The sequence below is a fragment of the Xenorhabdus eapokensis genome (assembly GCF_001908105.1).
Window position 1 is genome coordinate 48,023 of the sequence record NZ_MKGQ01000012.1, and the last position, 24,303, is coordinate 72,325.

Genomic DNA, 24,303 nt, shown 5'->3' on the forward strand with positions numbered 1-24,303 from the left:
AAATAAACGTCGCTTTCGTAAAGTGATTTAACCGATATCACGTTTCAAGCCAGTTTCTGTGAAACGTGATTTTCTCTTCTTAATGTTTAATCTTCATCACGAACGGGTGTTTGTGCATATAAAAGATCTGCAGCACGATGGCAAAGTTCTGTAAATATAGCGATTTCGCCCTGGGACATATTAGACGCCACAATATCAGCCATGTTATGTCTGCTGGATTCGGCTCGCTGCAAAAACTTTAGCCCTTTTGGGCTCAATTTGGTGACCAGCTCGCGTTTATCGTTTTCCCCTGCTTCTTGTTTAATAAGTTCTTTATCTTTTAGCAATCTCAGAATCTTAGATATTTTAGAGCGAGTAAAACCGAGCTTTTCGCCAATCACCGTAGGATTCATCGGTTGATATTGTCGAAGTAAATATAAAATATCATATTGCGCCCATGAAATACCCTCAGGATTTGTAATGGTTCTTCTCGCAACAAGAACGCACTGAAGCCTACTCAATGCATCTTCAAAAGGTGTTACGGTAGTATCATAAATATCTTGATTATCTGTTTTCATGTGGACTCTTTATAACCTGAATGTTGAATAAGAAACCGAGCTAATCGCCTGTCCCATAAATAAAATTTTATAACGAAAAATGATTTTTATGGGGCAGGCTCGTAAATATCCACTTATTTACGATTATGGACAGTCAAAATCAAGAGAAAATAGCTGCTCGGTTAAGAACGTCCTCATAGTCATTCAATTCTTTAATCTTACCCTTGTTCAATTTAAACACATTAACATATAAGCAATAGAAATCTTTCTTATGTGGCAACGTCTTACCATTCAAGCGATATTCAACGATAAAAATATCAGGATTATCTGTAGGGTACAGTTCTACATCCTGAACAGAAGTAAAAATCAGAGGCGCCTGACCAAAACTTGCTGAATAATGCTCAAGTATTTGTGACTGGCTCTCAATGGTATCGCGACTGGTACGAAATGGTAACCTCAGGATACCATCGTCACAAAATAGAGCCGCAAGTTTTGTTGGTGACTTTTCCAAAACAGCTTCTATATATTTATCGAACACAACTTTAAACATTATTTCTCCTTAGTGTTTTACGGGTTACTTACTTTCAGGTTTATATGACGGTATGCTTGCTTTATCCATAAAATAAGAGATTAATTTTGAGAAAGTTTTTACATTAATATCTGGAAAATCGAGACCCAAGGCGTTAATGGCCTCGTGTGTGCTTTGGTTGTTATAGGTGCTATGACCAATATTCAGAGCATCTTCTTTAAAAAGGTGGATCAGTGAACCCAGAGCCACATCATCACCATTGACAACCATGTGTTCGAGTTTTTCTAACCATGCTGATTCAGGAACCGTTGTGATGTCATGTCCTGTTTGTTTGATAGCCAGATATGCTGGGGTAAAATCAGTGCCTTTCGGATGAAATAAATGGAAGTTTTGTTGCTCATGTATCTTATTAGCGGTTGATAATGTCACAATGGCTTGACTGACGAAATCAACCGGCAATAAATCAGTACGTAGCAATTCAGGATATGGTGCAATTCCCATTTGGATAAAGCTTTTCATTTGTAGCCATAAAAAATCGTCTTTTTGACATGCACCGGTAACACTGTCACCTGATATACGTCCTATCCGATAAATATTGATATCAACACCTTGATCTCTGGCCTGCTGTACATATTGCTCAGCTACCCATTTACTTTGGGTATAACCGATAGACAGTGAATTTGGGTAGTCAGGAAGGCTATCTTCTGTGATTGGTTGTTTAGGATAGTCTGGTGCAAATACGGCAATAGTAGAAATATACTCCAGTTTCTTACGCTCGTGGTGACAACAAAAATCAATGACTTCCACGATACCATCGACATTCGTTCCCTTAACAGAACTGTATGGGAGAACAAAATTAATATGAGCAGCTACGTGATATATTTTAGAGACTCTTTCTGAGAGTGACTGATATTCTGCCTCAGTTAAATCAAATTTCGCCTTAGCAATATCTCCCACCACAATTTCAACACGTGAAAAATCAATGTCATGATCGATACCATAACAATGAGCATTTTTTATGATACGGTTCAATCCCGCACTATTATCGGTAGCTCTGACTAAACAAATGACTTTACCCGTTGGCTGTTGTAATAAAGCGCGAAGCAGATAGATACCTAAAAAACCGGTGGCGCCTGTGAGTAATATATCACTGCTTATTGATGGGGTTAATTGGCGTGTATCCGTCCAATCATGTTGGACGAAAGCATCGTTAATAAATGTATTTTTTATTTCATTATTTGATTTTTTATCACTATTCAGATAGGTATCAACCGAAGCGGCCATGTCGCGTAAGGTAGGAGTATTGAATAGTAATTTGAGCGGGAAATCGACATTAAATTGTTTGCGTAGTAAATACACTAACTGTGTTGCTAATAGTGAATGCCCTCCGATGTTGAAGAAATTATCTCTTAGTTTAATGACTCGGTTCGGAAAAACTTTTTGCCAGAGTAATTTGACTGTTTGTTCGGTTGAAGTCAGAACCTCTTCAATATTGTTTTTTTCAACATCATCCGACATTTTAGATATTTCAATGTGATGTAGTGCTTTTCGGTCAATTTTACCACTAGGAGTAGTTGGAAGATCGGCCAAAAATACGAACTCATTTGGGATCATATAATCCGGTAGATAGCTACGTAATCTAGTCAGCAGTTCAATACGTTCTAATGGCACAATTGTGACGATAAAAGCCACCAATATTTTGTTACCTGCTGATATTTCTTTTCCAATAACCGCAGAGACTTTCACTCCATCCAATGAATTGATAACGGCTTCTATTTCTGATGGTTCAATCCGGAATCCCCGAATTTTTAACTGATTATCCAGACGACCCAGGTATGTAAATGAACCATTGGATTTTAGTTTTATGAGATCACCCGATTTATAAGCATGTTGGCTCAGTGCACCTGGCCAGTTTTCGGTTAAAAATCGTGCTTGAGTTTCATAATCTTTATTGTGATAACCTGGGGAAAGAAAATCGCTGATAATCCAAAGTTCGCCTGCGACGCCCGCGGGAACCATATGTTTGTGTTCATCTAATACAAGCAGGGTAAATCCGGGGAGCGGATACCCTATTGGTGCACTGTCTCCCCACAAAGAGATATCTGTTGGCATGACATAAGCGGAACAAACATGGCTTTCTGAAGGGCCATAAAGATTAATCAGTCTTCGGTTGGCATTAAACATCTGTTTAATGTCAGCGGTAAGAACCAGTTGTTCACCTGTTGAGTAGACTTCCTCAAGCATTGATAGTTGGGCTTTATTCGTGACGGTTAATTGAGCCAAATGTTGAAGTGCTACATAGGGAAAATATGCCCGGCGGATCTCGTTTAACTCAATGACATTTTGCAAATGATGCAGATCCTTACGTTCTTCTTCATCTGCGATATATAACTTTCCACCAGTACATAAAGTGCCAAATATTTCCTGTATAGAAACATCGAAAGACAAAGACATATAATGAAGTGTGCAATCACCTTCACCACAAATAGTGATCTCTTTTTGCCATGTAAGAAGATTGGACAGTGTCTTATTCAGTAAACGCACCCCTTTGGGTTGTCCTGTTGAACCCGAAGTGTAAATGACATATAACTCATCTTCCGGTTTGCGTTGCACCGATTGCCAGTTAACATCCCGTATAAATACCGTTTCATCTAACACGACTTTGTGGATGGTCGCAGATAATGTTGTGACAAACTCACGGGTGGTTACGATACAATCCACTGCTGCGTCCTGCAGCATATATTCAATACGTTCCTGGGGATAATTTGGGTCAATGGGAACATAAGATGCCCCCGTTTTCAAAACGGCCAGCAAAGCGGCAATAGAATCTTCATTTCGGTTTAGCAATAAACCTACTCGTGAACCAACGCTGATGGTATAACTGGTATGCATAAATTCAGCTAGCTGGTTGGCGCGATGGTTTAACCAGCCATAAGTCCAGTGACCGTGACGTGTTATTAATGCAGTATTGTTCGGATGAATTTTTGCATATTCCTCTATTTCACCAATAAAACATGGGTTGTTCATATCAGCGAATGGAGTACTTGAACGATTTACTATGGATAGCTGTTCATCTTGAGTGAGTATTTCAACTTCACTTAACGTTTTTTCACCCCACTCACCCATACATAAAGCGGTTTGTCTGTATAGCTCCAGCCAATATTGAATGGTGCTGCCTTCAAATAGCTCGGCATTAAATTCCATAATTAAACGATGAGATGTACCCGTTTCGACAAATAGGGTTAAATCGTATTTAGCGGATTGAATATACTGTTCAGTGATCTTTATTGAGTAAGGGAAATCCTGAAATGCATCATTGATAGTATCAAGATTGACAAGTAATGTTTGAAAAACAGGATTATCTAAGCCAAAGTTCTGGCCTGCATCTGCAACAATGTCAGTAAATGGTAATTGCTTATTAAAATGTGCCTGAATAAAGCGGTTACGAATTGATACTGCAAACTGATTCACTGTACTACCTGAATCTAAATGAGATCTGAGCGGTAAAGTATTAACCAAATATCCTACAGTTTCTTCAAATTCACTGTTATCCCGTAGCGCAAAAGGGATACCAATGGTGATATCTTTTTGACCAGATAAACGATACAGCAAAAACTGCCAACACATCGTCATATACATGAAAGGAGTCATTGCAAGATTTCTTGCCTGCTTCGATATTTGCAATGTGTCATCATGGCTAAGTTGCAAATGACGATAACCTGCTTTGGTTCCTTTGCACTCTTTTCTGGAGTAATCAGTTGGGAGATCTATCATAGAAGGGTACGGAGTAAGTACTTCCTTCCAATAGCTTTTCATGGTGGAAATTTCAGGTTTGGCTAATTGTTCTTTTTGCCATTGGGTGAACTCCAAGTAATCAGCACTGATTTTCCGATAATGAAACTCTCTGTTTTCAGCCAAATGCGCATAACATGTGAGAATATTTTTGATAAAAATAGTCACTGACGGTGCATCAACGATAATATGATGAAAACAACACGCCAACCAACACCGTTGTAATTCCCCTGTTATCAAACAGATATCGAATAACGGTCCTTTTGCCAAATCATATTGTTTTGACGCCATTTGTTGAATAACTGCTTCTGGGTGATTCACCTCAGTGATAGTTTTGCGTGTAATATGAACGTGATAGGGTTGTTCGATGACTTGATAAAGCTGATCTTGATTAAATGTAAAGTGTGTGCGTAAAACCGGAGTGACTGCAACAAATTGAGTGACTGCCTCTTCCAGTAAACGGTGATCTAACTGAGTCTCTATTTCTATCAGTAATGGAATATTGTAGCTTTCGGGTTGGCTCAGCACCTGATCAAGTAACCATAACCCTTTTTGCCCTTGTGTACTGGGTATATATGTTTTGTTATCCAATATATCCTTTACGGCTTTGTTCAATGATTCATTGTCCATTGCTGCTCTCCAGACCATCTTTCCCAAACTGAGCTGCTAATTTTTCGACACTATCCACTGAAAACACATCGGCAGATGAAACAGGAATATCAAGTGCCTTACTGACAAGAGAGGCTAATTTGATTAGGTGAAGGGAATTTGCTCCCTGTTCCCAAAACGAAGTTGCTGGGTCAAGGTTCTTATAACCCGTGATCTCTTGCCATATTGAGAGAATTTTGGATTCTATGTTGTCATCGCGTTGTTTGTGCATCCCATTAACAATAAGCTGAGCCATTTGATTTCGGTCGCGTTTACCATTTTTATTCATTGGCAAAGAATTAACATGTGTAAACCGTTCTGGAACCATGTACGACGGCAGCTTTGACTTCATAAATTCGCGAAGATTGATGTTGGATAGAGAACCTGACTTACTCAGATAGCAGGCATGTAATAGAGGCTCATTATCCGTTTGCTCTATAGTTACAATGACATCTTCTATTTGAGGATGTGAACGTAGTGTATGTTCCACTCCGGTGATTTCGACCCTGAAGCCACGGATTTTACACATGTGGTTACTGCGCCCCAGTAGTGTGATATTGCCGGATTTATCTCTTTTAGCTTGGTCATTAGTGCGGTAATAGCGTTCATGATTGCCATTAAGATTTAGCCAGACAAAACGCTCATGGGTTAATTCAAGATCTGAATATCCTTCCGCAAGCCCTGCGCCACTGATACAAAGTTCCCCCTGTATATCTGGAGCACAAATTTCTAAATTATCATTCAGCACGACAATATTGACGAGAGGCAATGGGTAACCAACAGGAACGGGGGAATCAGCATCCAGTATTTCATCTGGTAACACCTGATAGACAGAAGTAAGAGCTGAATTTTCCGTACATCCCATACCATTAAATATACGCCCCTTACCTGCCTTGGCTGCCATTGAAAACAGTCTGGGATTAACAAAATCACCTGAAACGATGACACAATCAGGTTTATGTAGAGTATTAGGAGAAACTTCTACAAATAACCGGAACAGACCACCAGATAAGAAAAGAATAGAAATATGCTGATGACTAATAATGTTATCGATTTCGGCTAAATCAGGGACATCGTTTGGATAAACAACGAGTGTGGCTCCAGTCAGAAGGCTTATCCAAATTTCATTGGCACTTGCAGCAAATGACAGCTCTGCTAGCTGTAAATAACGGTCATTGTTTGTATTACCTAACTGGCTGATAGGGATTGCCAGGCGGGTTAACCCACAATGACGGATAATCACACTCTTTGGTTTTCCTGTTGAACCCGAAGTCAACAATATCATCGCTGGGTCTGTCGCAACTAACGTTTCGGTTATAGTTTCAAATCTTGTCGGTATGTAATCTAAATCACGGGCTTGAGAAAAAAGGTTTTCTATAGAGATAAATGAGTAATTTACTTGTGAACCCGGTGTTTTAAACTTAGTTCTTTCAGCGTTATCAGAATCTGAAATCAGTAAACTGATGTCAGCGGTCTTGATGCAATCTGCTATATACTGTTCTGGGCTGTTATTGTTAAATACATTACTTAACGGAACAATAACCCCCCCCAACCGAATTACCGCTATCAGCACCAGATATAATTCAAAGCTGCGAGTGATCTTAATTGCTACTTTATCTCCCTTTTTTACCTTCATTTTTTGTAAAACAAATGCTATCTGGGCTGATTGTTGCCAAACTTCACGATATGATAATGTTTCGGAGTTAAATATTAACGCAGTTTTATTGGGATATTTCTTTACTATTTCACCAAGAATATTTGGTATAGTACGAAACTGTTCAGCCTGTTTTTCAATCATGTAGTAAACCTCATTATATTTATATGAGTTAAAACAATGAAAATATATTAAATAACTCTTTTAAGAAGTCTTCGAAAAATGATCTTGATCAATGTGCGTTCATTTTTGTTTATTTCTATTGCCTAAGATGCTGATGAAACAAAGTCTACAGTGTAATCCTAAAATCAGTCAAATGATTTACAAAAAGAAATCATGTTGTTTTTATTTTTGTTATCATTAAATTTAAGTTCATTAAAAACAGTGTCTTATTAAAATTTCGAGTAATGGTTTCATTTAAATAGTTGACATAATGTATGTAAATTACGGATGATGAACAGCGCGAGATCGATGTCTATCTATTTATATAGAACTGTATCTCTTTTGATGTAAAAATTTATCATTTTAATTTAAATACAAGCCAAGAGCGTATTTATTCCCCTTGCTTTATTTAAACATGTTCATGCAACTACCCTGATTATTAATAGGTAATATGCTCTCGATTGTGCATTATTAATTTACCCTTCATTAGAAGTGGAGTATTAGTCAGATGGATACATTAGAAATTATTGGCTCTTCATGGCAGCAACCGATTTGGAACAACCTGGTAACATTATCCTACATAAAAAAAGAGTTATTGGGGCTACCACCATTAATTAATTATAAAAAATTGACACATTTTTATAATCAATTGGAAAAAGTTTGGTTACACAAAGCGGTAATAATTCAAATGGGTGATTGTGCTGAGCGAATTATCGAATGTGATCAACAATCGGTTGTTCCAAAAATTGATTTATTACATGAATTATCAAACATTTTTTCTACTTTACTGAATAAGCCTGTGATCACAGTTGGCCGCATCGCGGGTCAATATGCAAAACCGCGCTCTAATGCAATTGAAAAATATCGCAATACTACGTTACCTGTATGGCGTGGCGACAGTATAAATAGCCCAGAACCTGTTTCAGATGCCAGAATAAATGATCCCAAACGGATGTTAATCAGTTATCACGCAGCTTCACAAACCCTGTCTACGATTGATGATTACATTCGAAGTAGACCTGATATGAATTTACAGGTCTGGACAAGCCATGAAGCCTTATTGTTAGACTACGAACATTCTCAGTTGAGAACCACACCTGATGGACGGAGGTATCTTGGTAGTACCCATTGGCCTTGGATCGGCATTCGTACCCTTGATTTAAATAGCCCTCACGTTGAGATGTTATCAAATATAGATAACCCGGTAGCATGCAAAATCAGCGATAAAGTCTCTCCTGATTTAATCACTGGATTGTGCAAAAAACTCAATCCCCAAAAAATCCCTGGGCGACTGACATTTATCACCCGTTTTGGCCATAAACATATTCATAAACTCGGTCCTCTGGTTGATGCGGTATTGGAGACAGGTATCCCCGTGCTTTGGATGTGTGATCCCATGCATGGAAATACAACAAAAACAGCGAATGGAAATAAACAACGAATTTTTGACGAGATGGTGGATGAAGTGACTAGTTTTCAAATCCAGTTAGCCAAACGTCATGCTTGTTGTGCAGGCATTCATTTAGAAACAACGGCTGAAGATATCGCTGAGTGTTTTGGTTGCGGTTTCAATCCTAAAGAATCCGAATTATCGAACATCGTATGCGATCCACGATTGAACAAAATACAGGCAGTTGAACTTATTAAACAATGGGCAATTAATCAGGAGGCATTATGACATTTGACAAAAAATATGTTGCTGTGATTACCGGCGCATGTGGTGGTATCGGTGAAGCCATCGCCAGACGATTGGCGACGAAGGGAATAATCTTAGCACTTATTGATAAACAGGCAGAGGCGTTACAAACTCTGGTGGACAGGCTTAGCGATGAATATTCTCAATCTATTATCGGTTTTCCTGTGGATGTTGCGGAACCTCAACAAGTTGACAGCGCATTCCTTGCCATCAGAAATCAACTCGGACCCATTGGTTATTTGGTGAATGGCGCTGGTGTATTGCACCATGCCGCTGTTGAAAACACCGATATTGATGCTTGGAACCGGATCTTTGCTGTTAATGCGACGGGGGTATTCAATGTCAGCAAAGCCGCAGCCAGTTATATGCAGGAGCAGAAAAAAGGGAGCATCGTGACTGTTGCTTCAAATGCTGCACGAGTACCCAGGGCAATGATGGCCGCATATTGTGCTTCAAAAGCGGCTGCCCAAGCCTTTACCTATGCACTTGGGTTAGAAATAGCTCCATTTGGCGTCCGGTGCAATGTCGTTGCTCCTGGCTCAACAGATACATCAATGCTGCGCAGTATGTGGGAAAATGAAGCCGATAAAAGCCACACATTGTACGGTAATCCAGATCAATTTCGCATTGGTATCCCACTACGCAAGATTGCTACGCCAGACGAAATTGCCGCCGCTGTTTGTTTCTATCTAAGTGAAGAATCCAGTCAAACAACGTTATCGACTTTACTGGTAGATGGCGGAGCGGCATTAGGTAGCTGTTAGTGAATAGCCAGCAAGAGATATAACATGGAAAAGATATTATCGTACCCATTGCCTAATGATGCTGATTTACCCAAATCTACAGCAAATTGGCTTCCAGATCGGCATCGCGCCGCTTTGTTGATCCATGACATGCAAAAATACTTTGTAGATTTTTTTGAGGCTGAAACCAGTCCGATAAATGGGGTGATTAGTAACACCTGTATGCTATTGAGTGTTGCCAGAACTTTTAATATTCCCGTGTTTTATACCGCTCAGCCCGGCAGTATGACGCCAGAACAACGCGGATTATTAAAAAATATATGGGGTGAAGGCATGCAAGCAATAGATGAACATCGGGAAATTATTCCGCTTCTGACACCCACTAAAAATGAAACTGTACTGACTAAGTGGCGTTACAGTGCATTCTTTAAATCCAATCTGCTACACCATTTAAGGGATTTGAACCGCAATCAACTGATCGTTTGTGGAGTATATGCCCATATAGGATGTCTGACTACCGCGATTGATGCTTATTCACATGATATCGAAACCTTCTTGGTCTCAGATGCTGTGGCGGATTTTTCAAAGGAAAAACATCATCAGGCGTTGAAGATGGCAGCAGAAATATGTGCCGTAGTGGCATCGACGGAACAAATCATTGCAAATCTAAGAAAATAATACGTCAGGGAAACTAAAAAGCCTGATAAGACAGATTCTAAGGGGGAATGATGTTGTTGAAAGAATTATCACAGGGAGATTTGCAATCAGAGGATGCGAAAAATCTCTTTAGCCGTTTAATAAAGGCGAATAAACCTTTTGCCTGTATTTATCGCCCATTATCTGATGCTAAGGATTCGTTTTTATTACTTGAGGGGAAAATAGAATACAGTCATTCACTCTCAGCCCTAGATACAATTTCTTTAGAACCGACTTTTTCATTGAAATCAGACAGTTTCTGCACAGTGGATATCACTTCGGCTGAAGAGCTAAGCGCTTCTCAATTAATTATCATTCCATTCAATCAGATTGCTGAAAAGGGATTTGCATGCCATAACGACAACGAGCCGGTCATTATCATGAATGTCGAGACGCAAGCTCGTTATCAAATAAATAACTGGGGATTTATTGAGGGTAGTAAGCCAATAAAAGCGGCTAATATACATTTCGATGTTACAGACGAGGATTACAGTCAGATTGTAGAACAGGTGATCAATGATGAGATTAGTGCCGGAGAAGGCAGTAATTTCGTTATATCGAGAAGTTTAGAAGGTGATATTGAAGATTTTTCATTGCAAGATGTGCTCTCACTATTTAATCAATTATTGATAAATGAATGTGGCTCTTATTGGACATGGATTGTTTATACCGGTGACCGCTATTTTGTCGGTAGCAGCCCGGAGCAACATATTATGGTGGATGGTAAAGATGTTACCATGAATCCAATAAGTGGCACGTTAAAATATCCAGAAAAAGAGATAGAACAGGCTTTGTACTACTTCGTTGATGACAAAAAGGAACAAAATGAACTTTTCATGGTTGTTGATGAAGAACTGAAAATGATGAGCCGTATATGTGATAGTGATATTACGGTGATTGGTCCCCAATTAAAGATGATGTCTCAGGTTGCACATACGGAATATTTTATCCGTGGTTCAACATCACAAACAATTCAAACTATCCTGAAAGAGTCGTTGTTTGCACCAACCGTTACTGGAAGTCCAGTGCAAAATGCGTCTCAGGTCATTAAGCGCAGGGAAAAGCGAGGTCGTGGTTATTACAGTGGTGTTATCGGCATGATTGGTGTTAAGAATAACCAACGCTATCTGGATTCCACTATATTAATCCGCGCGGCTGATATTAAAAAAAATGGGCATTTCCGACTGACATCAGGAGCAACAATTGTTCGTGATTCAGCTCCGAAAAATGAAGCTGAAGAGACCAAAGCAAAATTGAGTGGTTTAATGAGTTCTTTTTTTGATGAGAAAAAAAACATTAATTCAACCATTAGTACCCAATTATCTGAACCTGTGTTGAGTAATATCGTTGCAATATTACAGCAGCGTAATCATAAAGTTTCTTCTTTCTGGTTAGATAATTCTAAAAAAATAGCATTGGCGCCCAATTCTCTTCCTTCTATTACGCTCATTGATATGGAGGACTCATTTACTGAGATGATTGCTTACCAGTTACGTTATATCGGGCATAATGTAACGATCGTTTCATGGTCTGAGTCTGGGGCACGTTTGCCGCAATTAATGAATTCAGGTAAAACAGATATTCTGTTTATTGGTCCAGGTCCAGGAGACCCGAACGCTGTCAGTCATGACAAGATGGCAACGGGACGAGCATTGATTACAAATCGTTTAAAACAGAATTTACCACTAATTGGAACCTGTCTGGGGCATCAACTTATTTGTGCTGAATTTGGTTTGCCCATCAAACGGCTTCCCAAAACACGGCAAGGAACACAATATAAAGTAGCCATTGAGCATATAACCTGTCATGTCGGGTTTTATAATAGTTTTGCCGCGATGCACAAATTACCGCACTGGTTTACGCCAAAATATAATCGATTGGTTTATCTTGAACGATTAGGTAAAAGTGAAATTATTGCATTGAAATCTAATAATGTGGCATCAATACAGTTTCATAACGAATCCTTTTTAACTATTGATGCATTTCCTATTTATAATTGGATGATTAATAACTCTATAGGATGTGAAGGTGAATTTTTTTAAAAAATCAATGTGTTAAAAGAAAAAATCGTGAATCTTTGTTGGGACAATCTATGTAACATGCTGAAAAATACACTTGGTTGTCCCGCTTAACAGATTGGTACTTTATTTTTTGTTGGTTTTATTTAGCGACAATGTTGACGTAAATAATCTGCGGTCAATGAATTACCCTCTTCAAACATTGCCTGTGGTGTGCCACTGAACATCACCTGACCACCCTCAGTCCCTGCGCCTTCACCTAAATCAATAATCCAATCCGCTTCTGCAATAACTTCTATATTGTGTTCGATGATCAAAACAGAGTTTCCCTGTTCGACAAGGCGGCGAAATAACGTAATAATTACAGCCACATCAGAAGGATGAAGCCCGGTCGTTGGTTCATCAAAGATATACACGTCACCTTTATTGTTAAGGTAAGATGCGAGTTTTAGTCTTTGGCATTCTCCCCCAGACAGGTGATCAAGTGATTCACCGAGACGCATGTAACCCAATCCAACATCCTGAATGCGCATTAATGTTGGGTGAATTTGATTGTCCCCCTCAAAAAAATTTGTTGCCTGAGTAATACTCAGATTCATGAGATCAACAATCGTTTTTCCTTTGTATTTATAATTTAAAGTTTTTTTATTGAATTTTTGCCCCTGACAAGCTTCGCAAGGCAAGGATATCGAATCCATAAAAGCCAAATCGGTTTCAATCACGCCTAATCCTTTGCATTCCGGACATCCTCCCTTCGCATTGGGGGAAAACCACGATTTATCCACGTGATTAGCCAGCGCAAAGCGCTCCCTGATGTGATCAAAAATACCGCTCCACGATGCAATATGTGAGCGTTTCGAGGTATGAATAGGTTTTTGGTCAATAACAACAGCATTTGTACATTGAGGAACAACCTCTCCCATAATTAAGGAGCTTTTTCCGGAGCCTGCTACGCCACTGACAGCAAGCATTATTCCCAGCGGGACCTCTATAGATATCTCTTTAAGATTATGTAGTGTTGCGTTCCTGACAGAGATATAACCAAGCGGTTTTTTGGGATTTCGATTAAGGCGGGTTGTTTGAGACAAATATTTTCCTGTTAATGTGCCAGAGGCACGTAACCCACTCAGATTGCCCTGATAAGTGATAGTTCCACCGTTATCACCTGCACAGGGGCCTAAATCAATGACATGATCTGCGATTTTAATAACATCCGGGTCATGTTCGACCATCAAGATAGTGTTGCCCTTGTCACGTAATTGCTGAATCAGTGTATTAAGTTTTGCTATATCGGCTGGATGTAATCCGGTGCTGGGTTCATCAATAATATAAGTCATTCCGGTAAGACTACTGCCTAAGTGCCGCACCATTTTTAATCGTTGTGACTCTCCACCTGATAATGTTGTGGTTGAACGGTTAAGATTCAGATATCCCAATCCGATAGAGCACATTGCTGCTACTCGTTCTTTTAAGGCATTAATTAGCGTAATCACTGAAGGAGCAGCCAATGTAGTTATAAACTGGCTCAGCGCTATAATCGGCATATCGACACAATCACCGATACTTTTGCCCTGAATTAAGCATGACAGGATCTGTTTATTAAGTCTCTGTCCATGACAGACAGGACACTGTTGCATTGAAACAATATTCCGAAACTCTTCACTTTTGTACTCTTTGTTATCTTTTACAAGATAACTGCGTGTGAACCTGGGAATGAGTCCTTCAAATCGGGCAGACTTAGGCCAGTCAGGGGATGGGTTGGTCGGCGCAATGTTATCCGCGTAAAGCAAAAGCTGGCGCTCTTCTGTCGAGTAATCGGCGATTTTCTTATTATTATCAAACAATCCAGAATGAACATATCGGCGCCACCGCCAGGTTCCTGGTGCAAATGAGGAATATGCGATTGCACCTTCATTCAGAGATTTGTCTTCATTCAACAGTTTTTTTACATCTATCGTACTGGCAATGCCCAGTCCCTCACAATTGGGACACATACCTGATGGGTGGTTGAAAGAGAAAATGTTGGAATACCCGACAAAGGGTTGACCGATTCGGGAAAACAGAAGGCGTAACAAAGTGTAAATATCTGATGCTGTACCAACTGTTGAGCGGACATTTTCCCCAATCCGCTTTTGATTAATGATAATTGCGGTAGTGAGGTTATTTATCTCATCGACATCAGGCTGGCCATAGTACGGTAACCGATGCCGGATATAAGGAGGAAAAGTATCATTGAGCTGTCTTTGGGATTCTGCTGCAATTGTACCGAATACAAGAGAACTTTTACCTGAACCAGAAACACCGGTGAACACAGTGATGACATTCTTAGGAATACGTAAGTCAATGCCTTTAAGGTTATTTTGCCTTGCACCACGAATTTCAATGGTGTTTTGTTCATGATTTCTCATTTCATTTATCTCCTTACACGCACTAACATCAGGGAAAAGAGAGTGATAATCCCACAGCCGATTAATACAATAGATATAGGAAACAGAGACACAGATTTACCAAGACCAGTTAAAAATGCCGTTAAAGAAGCCGCGCCAAATTGAAGAGCACCGAGGACAGCAGAGCCAGCCCCTCTTACATCAGGAACTGCTGTTAATGCTAAACTAGCTGCATTGCCAAAAATAAATGCCATCGTAAACATAAGCATCATAAAAATTGCCGTCGTTAACTCAAGCTGATAGAGGCTGAGATAATTCACAACCAGTAGCAAACAAGCTAAGAAGAAAGTGGTTACAACACCAATTATGACAAGCGTTTTGGCGCCGAACCGCTCAACCCACCGGGCACTCAGTATGCTGCTGAACATCATAATTCCGGCATTAATCGCAAATACAATGGAAAAAAATCCAGGACTGAATTTAAACATGGACTGGTATATAAAAGGCGATGCTGAAATATAGGCAAACAGTGCCCCAAAAGTAGAGGAGAATATTAGGGTATATCCCATATAGGTTCTATTTTTGAACAGTTTTAAAAACTGCTTAACCAGATTGTTCTTATTGCCACCAGATGCTGATTTACCCGGTAAACTTTCCGGTACATAAACGAACGTTAAGGTGGTAATTATCAGTGAAATAACCGCCATAAAGATAAATACAACCTGCCACGGGAAATAAGCAGCAATTCCTCCTATCAATGGAGCAACTATTGGTGCTGCACCTTGTATTGCCAGCATCAGATTGAAATAGTAAGCGGCTTTGTTACCGAAACTGAGGTCGGAAACAATGGCTCGTGTCAGAACAATACCTGATGCGCCCCCAGCACCTTGAAAAAAGCGGCTAATGATTAACATCTCAATATTTGAGGATAATGAACAAGCAATTGATGCTACAGTTAGCAAAATCATGCCACCTAATAACAGTTTTCTCCTGCCAATAGTATCCGACCAGGGACCAATGATTAATTGTCCAATGGCAAGACCCGCCATAAATGAAGTTAGACTTAATTGAATACCAGCCTGAGTCGTGACTAGTGCATGTGACATGGCGGGGAATAAAGGAAGGTACATGTCGGTTGAAAGAGCGCCAATAGCACTCAACATTCCCAGAACCAGAACAAGTTTGAATCCCAGTTCATTCTTTTGGCTAGGTGAAGCAGTTTGATCTAAATAACTGTTATTTATTGTGTTTTCTGATTTTTTCACTGTCGTTCATCTCATATAATAAACATATTATGAAGACTATAACACTGCAAAAAAATGATTTCAAAATAGAAATTACTTTCTTCAAATCGCTGACCGGCTCTATTCAAAATTGAATCTTGGTTTACCTTTTTTGTTAGGTGAAAAGATTTGATGTAACCAATTGTTAATTATTTTATTTTTTGTTTTTAACTACCATTCATCTCATAATATAAATATACTATAGAAACTATAACATTGAAGATAATTGATTTCAAAATGGAAATTAGTTATCTTCGGGTTGCTGACAAATTTCATTTAAGATACAAGGCTAGTTTTTTCATAATGAATACAGTTATCCATTTGTATCCTATAAGAGTATCCGAGAAATCAACTTCTTGAAGTTCCTCTGCAAAATTAGCTAGAGTTTTATGATCTCTTTCTGTATATTTATACAGTATTTTGGTGTGGGGAGATCCGATGCGCAAAATTATTCATATTGATATGGATTGTTTTTTTGCTGCCATTGAAATGCGGGACAATCCTGCACTTCGCGATATTCCTGTTGCAGTTGGCGGAAGTGCCTCTCGAAGAGGGGTTATTAGTACGGCAAATTATCCTGCCCGCCGTTTTGGGGTGCATAGTGCGATGTCGACTGCCGTGGCATTAAAACTATGCCCACAATTGAAAGTTATTCCTGGCAGAATGGCGCATTATAAAGAAGTCTCTCAACATATCCGGCAAATTTTTTCCCGCTACTCTGAGTTGATTGAACCTCTGTCTTTAGATGAGGCTTATTTGGATGTGACGGATTGTCGTTATTGTCACGGTTCTGCCACTTTGATTGCTCAAGAAATCCGTCAGACAATTTTTGCTGAATTGCAGTTAACCGCTTCCGCAGGCGTTGCCCCCGTCAGGTTTTTAGCCAAGATTGCTTCTGATATCAATAAACCCAATGGACAATATGTTATCTCACCTGAACAAGTAGACACTTTTGTTAACTCTCTGCCCTTACGCAAAATTCCTGGTGTCGGAAAAGTCACAGCCAAGCGTTTATCAGATATGGGGTTGGAAACCTGTTCTGATGTGCAACGTTATGACAAGCTGACGTTGATAAAAAGTTTGGGTAAATTTGGATTGTCACTTTGGCAGCGCTGTCACGGTATTGATGAACGGCAGATTACGCCAGAACGTTTGCGTAAATCCGTTGGGGTAGAAAAAACGTTGGCGCAGGATATCCATGAATGGCATGAATGTGTGGAATTGATTGAACAACTTTACCCTGAGCTGAAAAAACGGCTGGAAAAGGTAAAGCCTGATCTTCGCATTGCCCGTCAAGGTATCAAATTAAAGTTTGATGATTTTCAATTGACAACACAGGAACATATCCATCCTATGTTGGATAAACACGATCTGATTCAAATAGCAAAACGTGCCTGGGAAACACGCAGGAAAGGGCGAGGGGTCAGGTTGGTTGGGCTGCATGTGACATTACAAGACCCACAACTGGAGCGTCAGCTTTTATTGGAATGGTAAGGGGTAAAAAACGCAATCTCCCCCACGAGCAGTGGCGGGGGAGAGGCCGTATAACTTCTATTATTTTTTAGCCCTATTATTCTTTAGCCGGAATAGCTTTTAGAATTGCAGTGAGTAGCTGCCAATATTGACTGACACTTTTGATGTGTACTTTCTCATCAGGGGAATGGGCTCCCCGAATGGTTGGGCCGATAGAAACCATGTCCAGAGCCGGATACGGTTTTTTGAAGAGACCACACTCTAATCCAGCGTGGATCACCATAATATTCGGCGTCTTATCGAAGAGTTGATAATAAGTTTCACGTACTAAATGCATGATTGGCGAATTGGCATCAGGCTGCCAGCCCGGATAGCTGCCACTTGCCACGGTTTCTGCGCCAGACAGTTTTGCCAGAGAATGCAGCATTTCAGTAACGTAAACCTTGCCACTTTCAATAAGTGAACGGATAAGGCAGATAATCTCGGCTTTCTCGTCGTCCATGGTGACAACGCCGACGTTTAGCGAAGTTTCTACAACACCTTTGGCGACATCACTCATACGAATAACACCATTTGGCATACTATTGAGCATGGCTATGAAGCGAGCCTGACAATCCGTTGTTAGCGCTGGTGATGATGCTTCGGTTTCTTCTAACAAGAGAGTGAGATTATGCTCAACGACGGAGTATTCGTTCTGCAGTGTTTCCTGATAGCTGTCTTTTATTTGATACAGTTTTTCAATTTTATCAGCAGGAACAGCAATTACGGTAGAACCTTCACGAGGAATGGCATTGCGCAGGGTTCCACCTTGCAGATGAATTAATTTCAGATCCAATTCAGTGGAATACGCAGCCAGAAAACGAGCCAGTAATTTGTTGGCGTTACCCAATCCAAGATGAATATCGCCACCAGAGTGACCACCTTTTAATCCCTTAATAGTTAATTGCAGGGTCTTATAGTTAGCAGGCAGCGCTTCACGGGACAGTCGTAAGGTTGTGAAAAAATCAATGCCGCCCGCACAACCCATGTAGATTTCGCCTTCTTCTTCTGAATCGGTATTGATCAGAATATCAGCTTGCAGCCAGCCGGATTTCAAGCCGAATGCGCCATCCATACCGGCTTCTTCAGTCATGGTTAGTAAAACTTCTAATGGGCCGTGTTTAACGGATTCGTCCGCCAAGATCGCCAGAGCGGAAGCCATACCAATACCGTTATCCGCACCTAAAGTTGTACCATCAGCCGTAATCCAATCACCATCAATGTAAGGACGAATAGGATCTTTTGTGAAATCGTGTTGGGTAGCGTTATTTTTCTGTGGAACCATATCAAGGTGCGCTTGAAGTACAACAGCCTTGCGATTTTCCAAACCTTTTGAAGCTGGCTTTCTGATCAAAATATTACCCACTTCATCCCGCTCTACATGGAATCCTTTGCTTGTTGCCCACTCAATAATATGGGATGCGAGAGCTTCTTCATGATAAGAAGGATGGGGGATGGAACAGATTTGGGCAAAAATATCCCATAAGGGTTGTGGGGATAGCGTTGATAATTCGGACACGGCGAATCTCCTGTAACTGAATCTTAGTGGGATGAAAGTGGTAATGTTTGACACATCAGGGAGTTTTTGTCATCTGCATTGGCCCTAACATCCATGCTATGCTTGAGAATATCATTTTATTGTCAACAATGGGCAGTAAGAATGAAGGCTTACCTTGTTTTTACTGGTTTTTGTTGGTTCAAATCACTATAATCCCGCGCAACCTTTTTTCCGCAAAAAACACTTTTCTGAAATATTCTTTCGTTTCCAGGATCTAATTTTATGAGTGAAAAATATGTTGTAACGTGGGATATGTTGCAAATACATGCCCGTCAATTGGCGCAACGTTTACTTCCTGTAGAACAGTGGAAAGGCATTATTGCCGTTAGCCGTGGTGGCCTTGTTCCGGGAGCGTTATTGGCGCGTGAATTGGGTATTCGCCATGTCGATACTGTCTGTGTTTCCAGCTATGATCACGATAATCAGCGTGAGTTGAAAGTATTGAAAAAAGCGGAAGGTGACGGTGAAGGGTTTATTGTTGTTGATGATCTGGTTGATACCGGAGGCACTGCTCAGGCAATCCGTGAGATGTATCCGAAAGCTCACTTTGTCACGATTTTTGCCAAACCTGCTGGCCGCCCTCTTGTAGATGATTATGTTATTGATATCCCCCAAAACACATGGATTGAGCAGCCGTGGGACATGGGCGTCGTATTCGTTCCACCCGTTTGTGAGAAACAGTAAGATTTTTCTTTTGTTATGACGAAACAAAACCTTTCAGAATCGCTGTTTAAGCCTCGGTTTAAACAGCGGGAAACCTCTACACTGGTTAAATATACTTGCCCACAATCGGTAACTACCAGTGATAGGAAGCTTAGTGGGGAGCGCCGCGAGCGTTGGTATCGCATGATTAATTGGCTCGCTTGGATCTGGAGGGGAATCAATCCGCTGGAAATTCAAGATGTCCTCAGTCGGATTGCCGTGACAGATGCCGAGCGCAGTACTGAACATTTGTTAGATACTGTGGTCGGCTATCGGAAAGGAAATTGGGCATTCGAGTGGTCTCAGCAGGCAATGTACTGGCAGCAGGAAGCATTGCGTACTGAAGATACGGAAAAAGCCGAAGCATGTTGGTTAAAGGCTGCAACGCTATATAGTATTGCCGCTTATCCTCATTTGCGCGGTGATGAACTGGCAGATCAAGCCATTGTGCTGGCTAATAAAGCCTATGAAAACGCAGCGCGTTTTTCTGACTATGAATTGAAAAAACTGGAATTCCAGTTGGAAGGGGGCAAAAGTGTTACTGGATTATTGCACCTGCCTTCCCATGTACAGGGGCCTTGTCCAACGATATTAGTCTGTGCCAGCCTTGATAATGTACAGAGTGATTGCTGGCGCTTGTTTCGTGAACACTTCTCGCCTCTCGGTTTTGCCATGTTAACGGTAGATATGCCTTCTGTTGGTTATTCCGCTAAATTTACCTTGACGCAGGATACATGCGCACTTCATCAACAAGTTTTACAACAGCTAAATAGCGTGCCGTGGATTGATCATACCCGTGTAGGTGTATTTGGTTTTCGTTTTGGCGCAAATATCGCTGTTCGGCTTGCCTATCTGGAGCCTAACCTTATTAAAGGCGTATCGGTCGTCGGCCCGATTGTTCATGAATTACTGCATGATAAAAAATTACAGCAGAAAATTCCGTCAATGTATATTGACGTCTTGGCCAGTCGCTTAGGTATTTATCACGTTGATGAAAAGAGATTGCATTCAGAACTGGCGTGTTATTCGTTGAAGAATCAAGGGTTATTAGGCCGTCGTTGTACTGTACCGATGTTTTCGGTGTATTGGGAAGATGATATTTTTAGCCCAAGGAAAGACTCGAAATTGATTGCTATGTCATCAATGGAGGGGTCATTGCGAGCTATTCCTGCTACCTCAGTTTATAGTGGTTTCAGTAAGGCATTACACGAAATACGTGTATGGTTGAAAGATAAAGTTTTATAAAACAAAATTTATCACTTGATATTTTTTAATTGTTTGATACAAAGGGGTTCTGTATATAAGGAGACCTTTGTATGACTTTACCTGCAAGTTATTCTAAAAATAGGTTGTTAAAGTACTTTTCTGCATTAGGGCCGTATGTACGTGAATTAAAGTGCCAAAATGGTTATTTTTTCTTTGACTGTTTAGCTGTTTGTGTCAGCGCTAAAGCGGCACCGGAAAAACGTGAATTTTGGGGATGGTGGTTAGAGTTAGAAGAGCAGAAACAAGGTTTTGTCTATCACTATCAGATAGGCTTATTTGATAAACATGGCGAATGGAGTGTCATGAATATCAAAAAAAAGACCGATCTTGAGCACCTTGAATCAACTCTACAGGCATTCCATAAACGTCTGGTTGATTCTTTTGACACGCTCAAACTGACATTGATCCCATCTGAAAATACCGCCCCCCTGCAAACGCAAGTGATAGCGTGATTTTGTTTTTAACCTGCTTTTGCTAAATTTTGCGTTATGTCAGTTGGCATAACGCCTCTCTCCTGTTAAAACTGAACATTGTTTTTTTAAACTAATCGTTTTTTTAAACTAATCGTTTTTTCAAATTAACTGTAATGGCAGAAATATGATGAATGGCAGCCAAACATTGGTTGTAAAACTGGGAACGAGTGTATTGACCGGTGGTTCTCGTCGTTTGAATCGTGCCCATATTGTGGAACTGGTTCGTCAATGTGCTCAACAGCATGAAAAAGGTCACCGCATTATTATTGTGACTTCTGGTGCGATTGCCGCTGGGCGTGAGCATTTAGGATACCCGGATCTTCCGGCAACTATTGCGTCAAAACAATTGCTGGCAGCCGTTGGGCAAAGTCGCCTGATCCAATTGTGGGAGCAGCTTTTCTCTATTTATGGTATTCACGTCGGGCAAATGCTCCTGACTCGCGCAGATTTGGAAGACCGTGAACGCTTCTTGAATGCAAGGGATACCCTTCAGGCTTTACTTGATAATCACATCGTTCCCATTATTAATGAAAATGATGCCGTTGCGACAGCAGAGATTAAAGTGGGTGACAATGATAATCTTTCTGCACTGGCGGCTATTTTGGGTAGTGCAGATAAATTGTTGCTTCTGACTGATATAGCAGGGCTTTATACCGCAGATCCTCGTAGTAACCCTGATGCAAAATTGATCCCTGAAGTGCATGACATCAGTGATGAGCTGAAAACGATGGCTGGAGACAGTGTTTCGGGATTAGGAACGGGGGGAATGGCAACAAAACTTCAGGCGGCAGGCGTAGCTGGACGTGCTGGAATTGATGTCATTATTGCCGCGGGTAATAGGTCGGATGTTATCGCTGATGTCATCGCAGGAAAATCGGTTGGAACACGTTTTCATGGCCTGGCTAGTCCAATGGAAAACCGTAAACGTTGGATTTTTGGAGCACCTCCGGCAGGGGAAATTATTGTCGATCATGGTGCGGAAGCGGCGATTGTTGGGAAAGGCAGTTCGTTGTTGCCAAAAGGGATCAAAAACGTTAAAGGTGATTTTTCCCGCGGTGAAGTTATTTGTATCCGTAGCTTATCAGGCAAAGATTTGGCTCATGGCGTGTGCCGTTACAACAGTGATGCACTACGCCTGATTGCAGGCCATCATTCACAGCAAATTAGCCAGATACTGGGTTATGAATATGGCGCAGTTGCGGTTCACCGTGACGATTTGATCGTAATTTAATGAATTGATCGTGAGTTAAGGATTTCACCATGCTAGAGCAGATGGGAAAAGCAGCCAAAGCAGCATCGTGGCAGTTGGCACAATTGAGTAGCAATCAGAAAAACCAAGCGTTGAATCACATTGCTGATTTGTTGGAAACGGAGATTGAAGAGATTCTTGCTGCCAACCAGCAAGATATGAAGCAAGCCCGTGAACAGGGGATGAGTGCAGCACTACTCGATCGGTTATTACTAACACCAGAACGGCTGAATGCCATTGCTAACGACGTGCGCCAAGTCTGCCGTTTGGCTGATCCTGTAGGGCAAGTTATCGATGGGCAATTATTGGATAATGGATTGCAATTAAGCCGCCGCCGAGTTCCGTTGGGCGTGATTGGTGTGATCTATGAAGCTCGCCCGAATGTGACTATTGATGTGGCGTCGTTATGTCTGAAAACGGGTAATGCAGTGATACTGCGTGGTGGCAAAGAGACCCATCATACAAATCAAGCGATGGTTAAAGTTATCCAACAGGCATTGGAACAAAGTGGCTTGCCGGCTGCTGCGGTTCAGGCTATCAATAAACCTGATCGTGAATTGGTGGCTGAATTGCTGAAAATGGATCGTTATGTCGATATGTTGATCCCTCGAGGCGGGGCGGGGGTACATAAATTGTGTCGGGAACAATCGACTATTCCTGTGATTACTGGCGGTATTGGTGTTTGTCATACATTTGTGGATGAAACCATCAAGATTGAAAAAGCACTGGAAATCATTACTAATGCGAAAGTTCAGCGGCCAAGTGCTTGTAATTCACTGGAAACATTATTGGTGCATGAAAAAATAGCCGCCGATTTCCTGCCAGTTTTGAGTACCAAAATGAAAGAGCAGGGCGTGACATTACATGCAAGCAAATCAGCGATGGCATTGCTGCAAGATGGCCCTGCAACTGTCGTTGAAGTGGCAGAAGAAGATTACTGTGATGAATGGTTATCTTTAGATATGAATGTGGAAATTGTCCGTGATATCGATCGCGCTATTGAACACATTCGTACTTATGGTACAGCCCATTCCGATGCAATCCTGACGGAATCTTTGCAGCAAGCTGATTACTTTGTGCGCCATGTGGATTCAGCCGCAGTATATGTGAATGCCAGCACGCGTTTTACTGATGGCGGACAATTTGGTTTAGGGGCTGAAGTGGCTGTCAGTACTCAAAAATTACACGCCAGAGGCCCAATGGGGCTTGATGCTCTGACAACGTATAAGTGGATTGGTTATGGTGATTATTTGCCGCGGAGCTGACGATATCCTACTTTAACGCGATGCTCGACTTTTAGGGTGAGTTGAAATGACATAGCCGCTCCTTTATAACTTTAAGTCGTCAAAAATAGAGAAATAAAGGAACAAAAGGCTATGTCACAGCAAGATTTTATCAT

At 40.8% G+C, this 24,303-nt stretch carries 17 protein-coding genes; 10 read left to right on the forward strand and 7 right to left on the reverse strand.

Annotated elements, in window-relative coordinates:
- Positions 1–86: 86 nt before the first annotated feature.
- The 4 genes from Xedl_RS10320 to Xedl_RS10335 form a co-directional block, all read right to left on the reverse strand.
- A complete protein-coding gene (locus Xedl_RS10320; RefSeq protein WP_074023624.1) occupies positions 87–557 on the reverse strand; it encodes a MarR family transcriptional regulator in 471 nt (156 codons plus the stop codon).
- A gap of 139 nt (positions 558–696) precedes the next feature.
- The gene (locus Xedl_RS10325) at positions 697–1,086 is read right to left on the reverse strand and encodes a nuclear transport factor 2 family protein (protein ID WP_074023625.1); all 390 of its coding nucleotides are present in this window, start codon (positions 1,084–1,086) and stop codon (positions 697–699) included.
- A 24-nt stretch (positions 1,087–1,110) separates the two neighbouring features.
- Positions 1,111–5,487 (reverse strand): non-ribosomal peptide synthetase family protein, encoded by a 4,377-nt coding sequence (locus Xedl_RS10330; RefSeq protein ID WP_244149694.1) that lies wholly within the window; start codon positions 5,485–5,487, stop codon positions 1,111–1,113.
- On the reverse strand, positions 5,477–7,303 hold the full coding sequence (locus Xedl_RS10335; protein ID WP_074023627.1) for a non-ribosomal peptide synthetase: 1,827 nt from the start codon (positions 7,301–7,303) through the stop codon (positions 5,477–5,479). Before Xedl_RS10335 ends, Xedl_RS10330 begins: the two co-directional genes overlap by 11 nt.
- A 526-nt stretch (positions 7,304–7,829) precedes the next feature.
- On the opposite strand from Xedl_RS10335, the gene Xedl_RS10340 reads away from it, so the two are divergent.
- The 4 genes from Xedl_RS10340 to Xedl_RS10355 are packed head-to-tail and all read left to right on the forward strand — an operon-like array spanning position 7,830 to position 12,498.
- Entirely contained in the window at positions 7,830–8,999 is a 1,170-nt protein-coding gene (locus Xedl_RS10340; protein ID WP_074023628.1) for a 3-deoxy-7-phosphoheptulonate synthase, read from the forward strand.
- The gene (locus Xedl_RS10345; protein WP_074023629.1) at positions 8,996–9,781 is read left to right on the forward strand and encodes a 2,3-dihydro-2,3-dihydroxybenzoate dehydrogenase; all 786 of its coding nucleotides are present in this window, start codon (positions 8,996–8,998) and stop codon (positions 9,779–9,781) included. The genes Xedl_RS10340 and Xedl_RS10345 overlap by 4 nt, the downstream gene beginning before the upstream one ends.
- Positions 9,782–9,805: 24 nt before the next feature.
- Positions 9,806–10,438: an isochorismatase family protein gene (locus tag Xedl_RS10350; RefSeq protein ID WP_074023630.1), complete on the forward strand. Its 633-nt coding sequence runs from the start codon at positions 9,806–9,808 to the stop codon at positions 10,436–10,438.
- 47 nt (positions 10,439–10,485) lie between these two features.
- On the forward strand, positions 10,486–12,498 hold the full coding sequence (locus tag Xedl_RS10355) for a chorismate-binding protein (protein ID WP_244149695.1): 2,013 nt from the start codon (positions 10,486–10,488) through the stop codon (positions 12,496–12,498).
- A 122-nt stretch (positions 12,499–12,620) separates the two neighbouring features.
- Here Xedl_RS10355 and Xedl_RS10360 read toward each other — a convergent pair whose 3' ends face one another.
- On the reverse strand, positions 12,621–14,882 hold the full coding sequence (locus Xedl_RS10360) for an ATP-binding cassette domain-containing protein (protein ID WP_074023632.1): 2,262 nt from the start codon (positions 14,880–14,882) through the stop codon (positions 12,621–12,623).
- Positions 14,883–14,887: 5 nt separating this feature from the next.
- A complete protein-coding gene (locus Xedl_RS10365; RefSeq protein ID WP_083600304.1) occupies positions 14,888–16,126 on the reverse strand; it encodes a multidrug effflux MFS transporter in 1,239 nt (412 codons plus the stop codon).
- Between the two features lie 456 nt (positions 16,127–16,582).
- Here Xedl_RS10365 and dinB point away from each other — a divergent pair, with 456 nt between their 5' ends.
- Positions 16,583–17,638, forward strand: a complete 1,056-nt coding sequence (dinB, locus tag Xedl_RS10370; RefSeq protein WP_074023633.1) for a DNA polymerase IV — start codon at positions 16,583–16,585, stop codon at positions 17,636–17,638.
- A gap of 76 nt (positions 17,639–17,714) precedes the next feature.
- Here the strand turns inward: dinB and pepD are convergent, their stop codons facing one another.
- A complete protein-coding gene (pepD, locus tag Xedl_RS10375) occupies positions 17,715–19,175 on the reverse strand; it encodes a beta-Ala-His dipeptidase (protein WP_074023634.1) in 1,461 nt (486 codons plus the stop codon).
- A gap of 261 nt (positions 19,176–19,436) precedes the next feature.
- Here pepD and gpt point away from each other — a divergent pair, with 261 nt between their 5' ends.
- The 5 genes from gpt to proA all read left to right on the forward strand — a co-directional run bounded on the left by gpt (position 19,437) and on the right by proA (position 24,169).
- Positions 19,437–19,898 (forward strand): xanthine phosphoribosyltransferase, encoded by a 462-nt coding sequence (gene gpt, locus Xedl_RS10380; protein WP_074023635.1) that lies wholly within the window; start codon positions 19,437–19,439, stop codon positions 19,896–19,898.
- A gap of 15 nt (positions 19,899–19,913) precedes the next feature.
- Positions 19,914–21,161: an esterase FrsA gene (gene frsA, locus Xedl_RS10385; protein WP_074023636.1), complete on the forward strand. Its 1,248-nt coding sequence runs from the start codon at positions 19,914–19,916 to the stop codon at positions 21,159–21,161.
- A 71-nt stretch (positions 21,162–21,232) separates the two neighbouring features.
- On the forward strand, positions 21,233–21,634 hold the full coding sequence (crl, locus tag Xedl_RS10390; RefSeq protein WP_074023637.1) for a sigma factor-binding protein Crl: 402 nt from the start codon (positions 21,233–21,235) through the stop codon (positions 21,632–21,634).
- Positions 21,635–21,782: 148 nt separating this feature from the next.
- Positions 21,783–22,886 carry a glutamate 5-kinase gene (gene proB / locus Xedl_RS10395; protein WP_143187418.1) on the forward strand — a complete coding sequence of 368 codons (1,104 nt, stop codon included), beginning with the start codon at positions 21,783–21,785 and terminating at the stop codon, positions 22,884–22,886.
- A 29-nt stretch (positions 22,887–22,915) separates the two neighbouring features.
- Positions 22,916–24,169: a glutamate-5-semialdehyde dehydrogenase gene (proA, locus tag Xedl_RS10400; protein ID WP_074023639.1), complete on the forward strand. Its 1,254-nt coding sequence runs from the start codon at positions 22,916–22,918 to the stop codon at positions 24,167–24,169.
- Positions 24,170–24,303 lie beyond the last annotated feature (134 nt).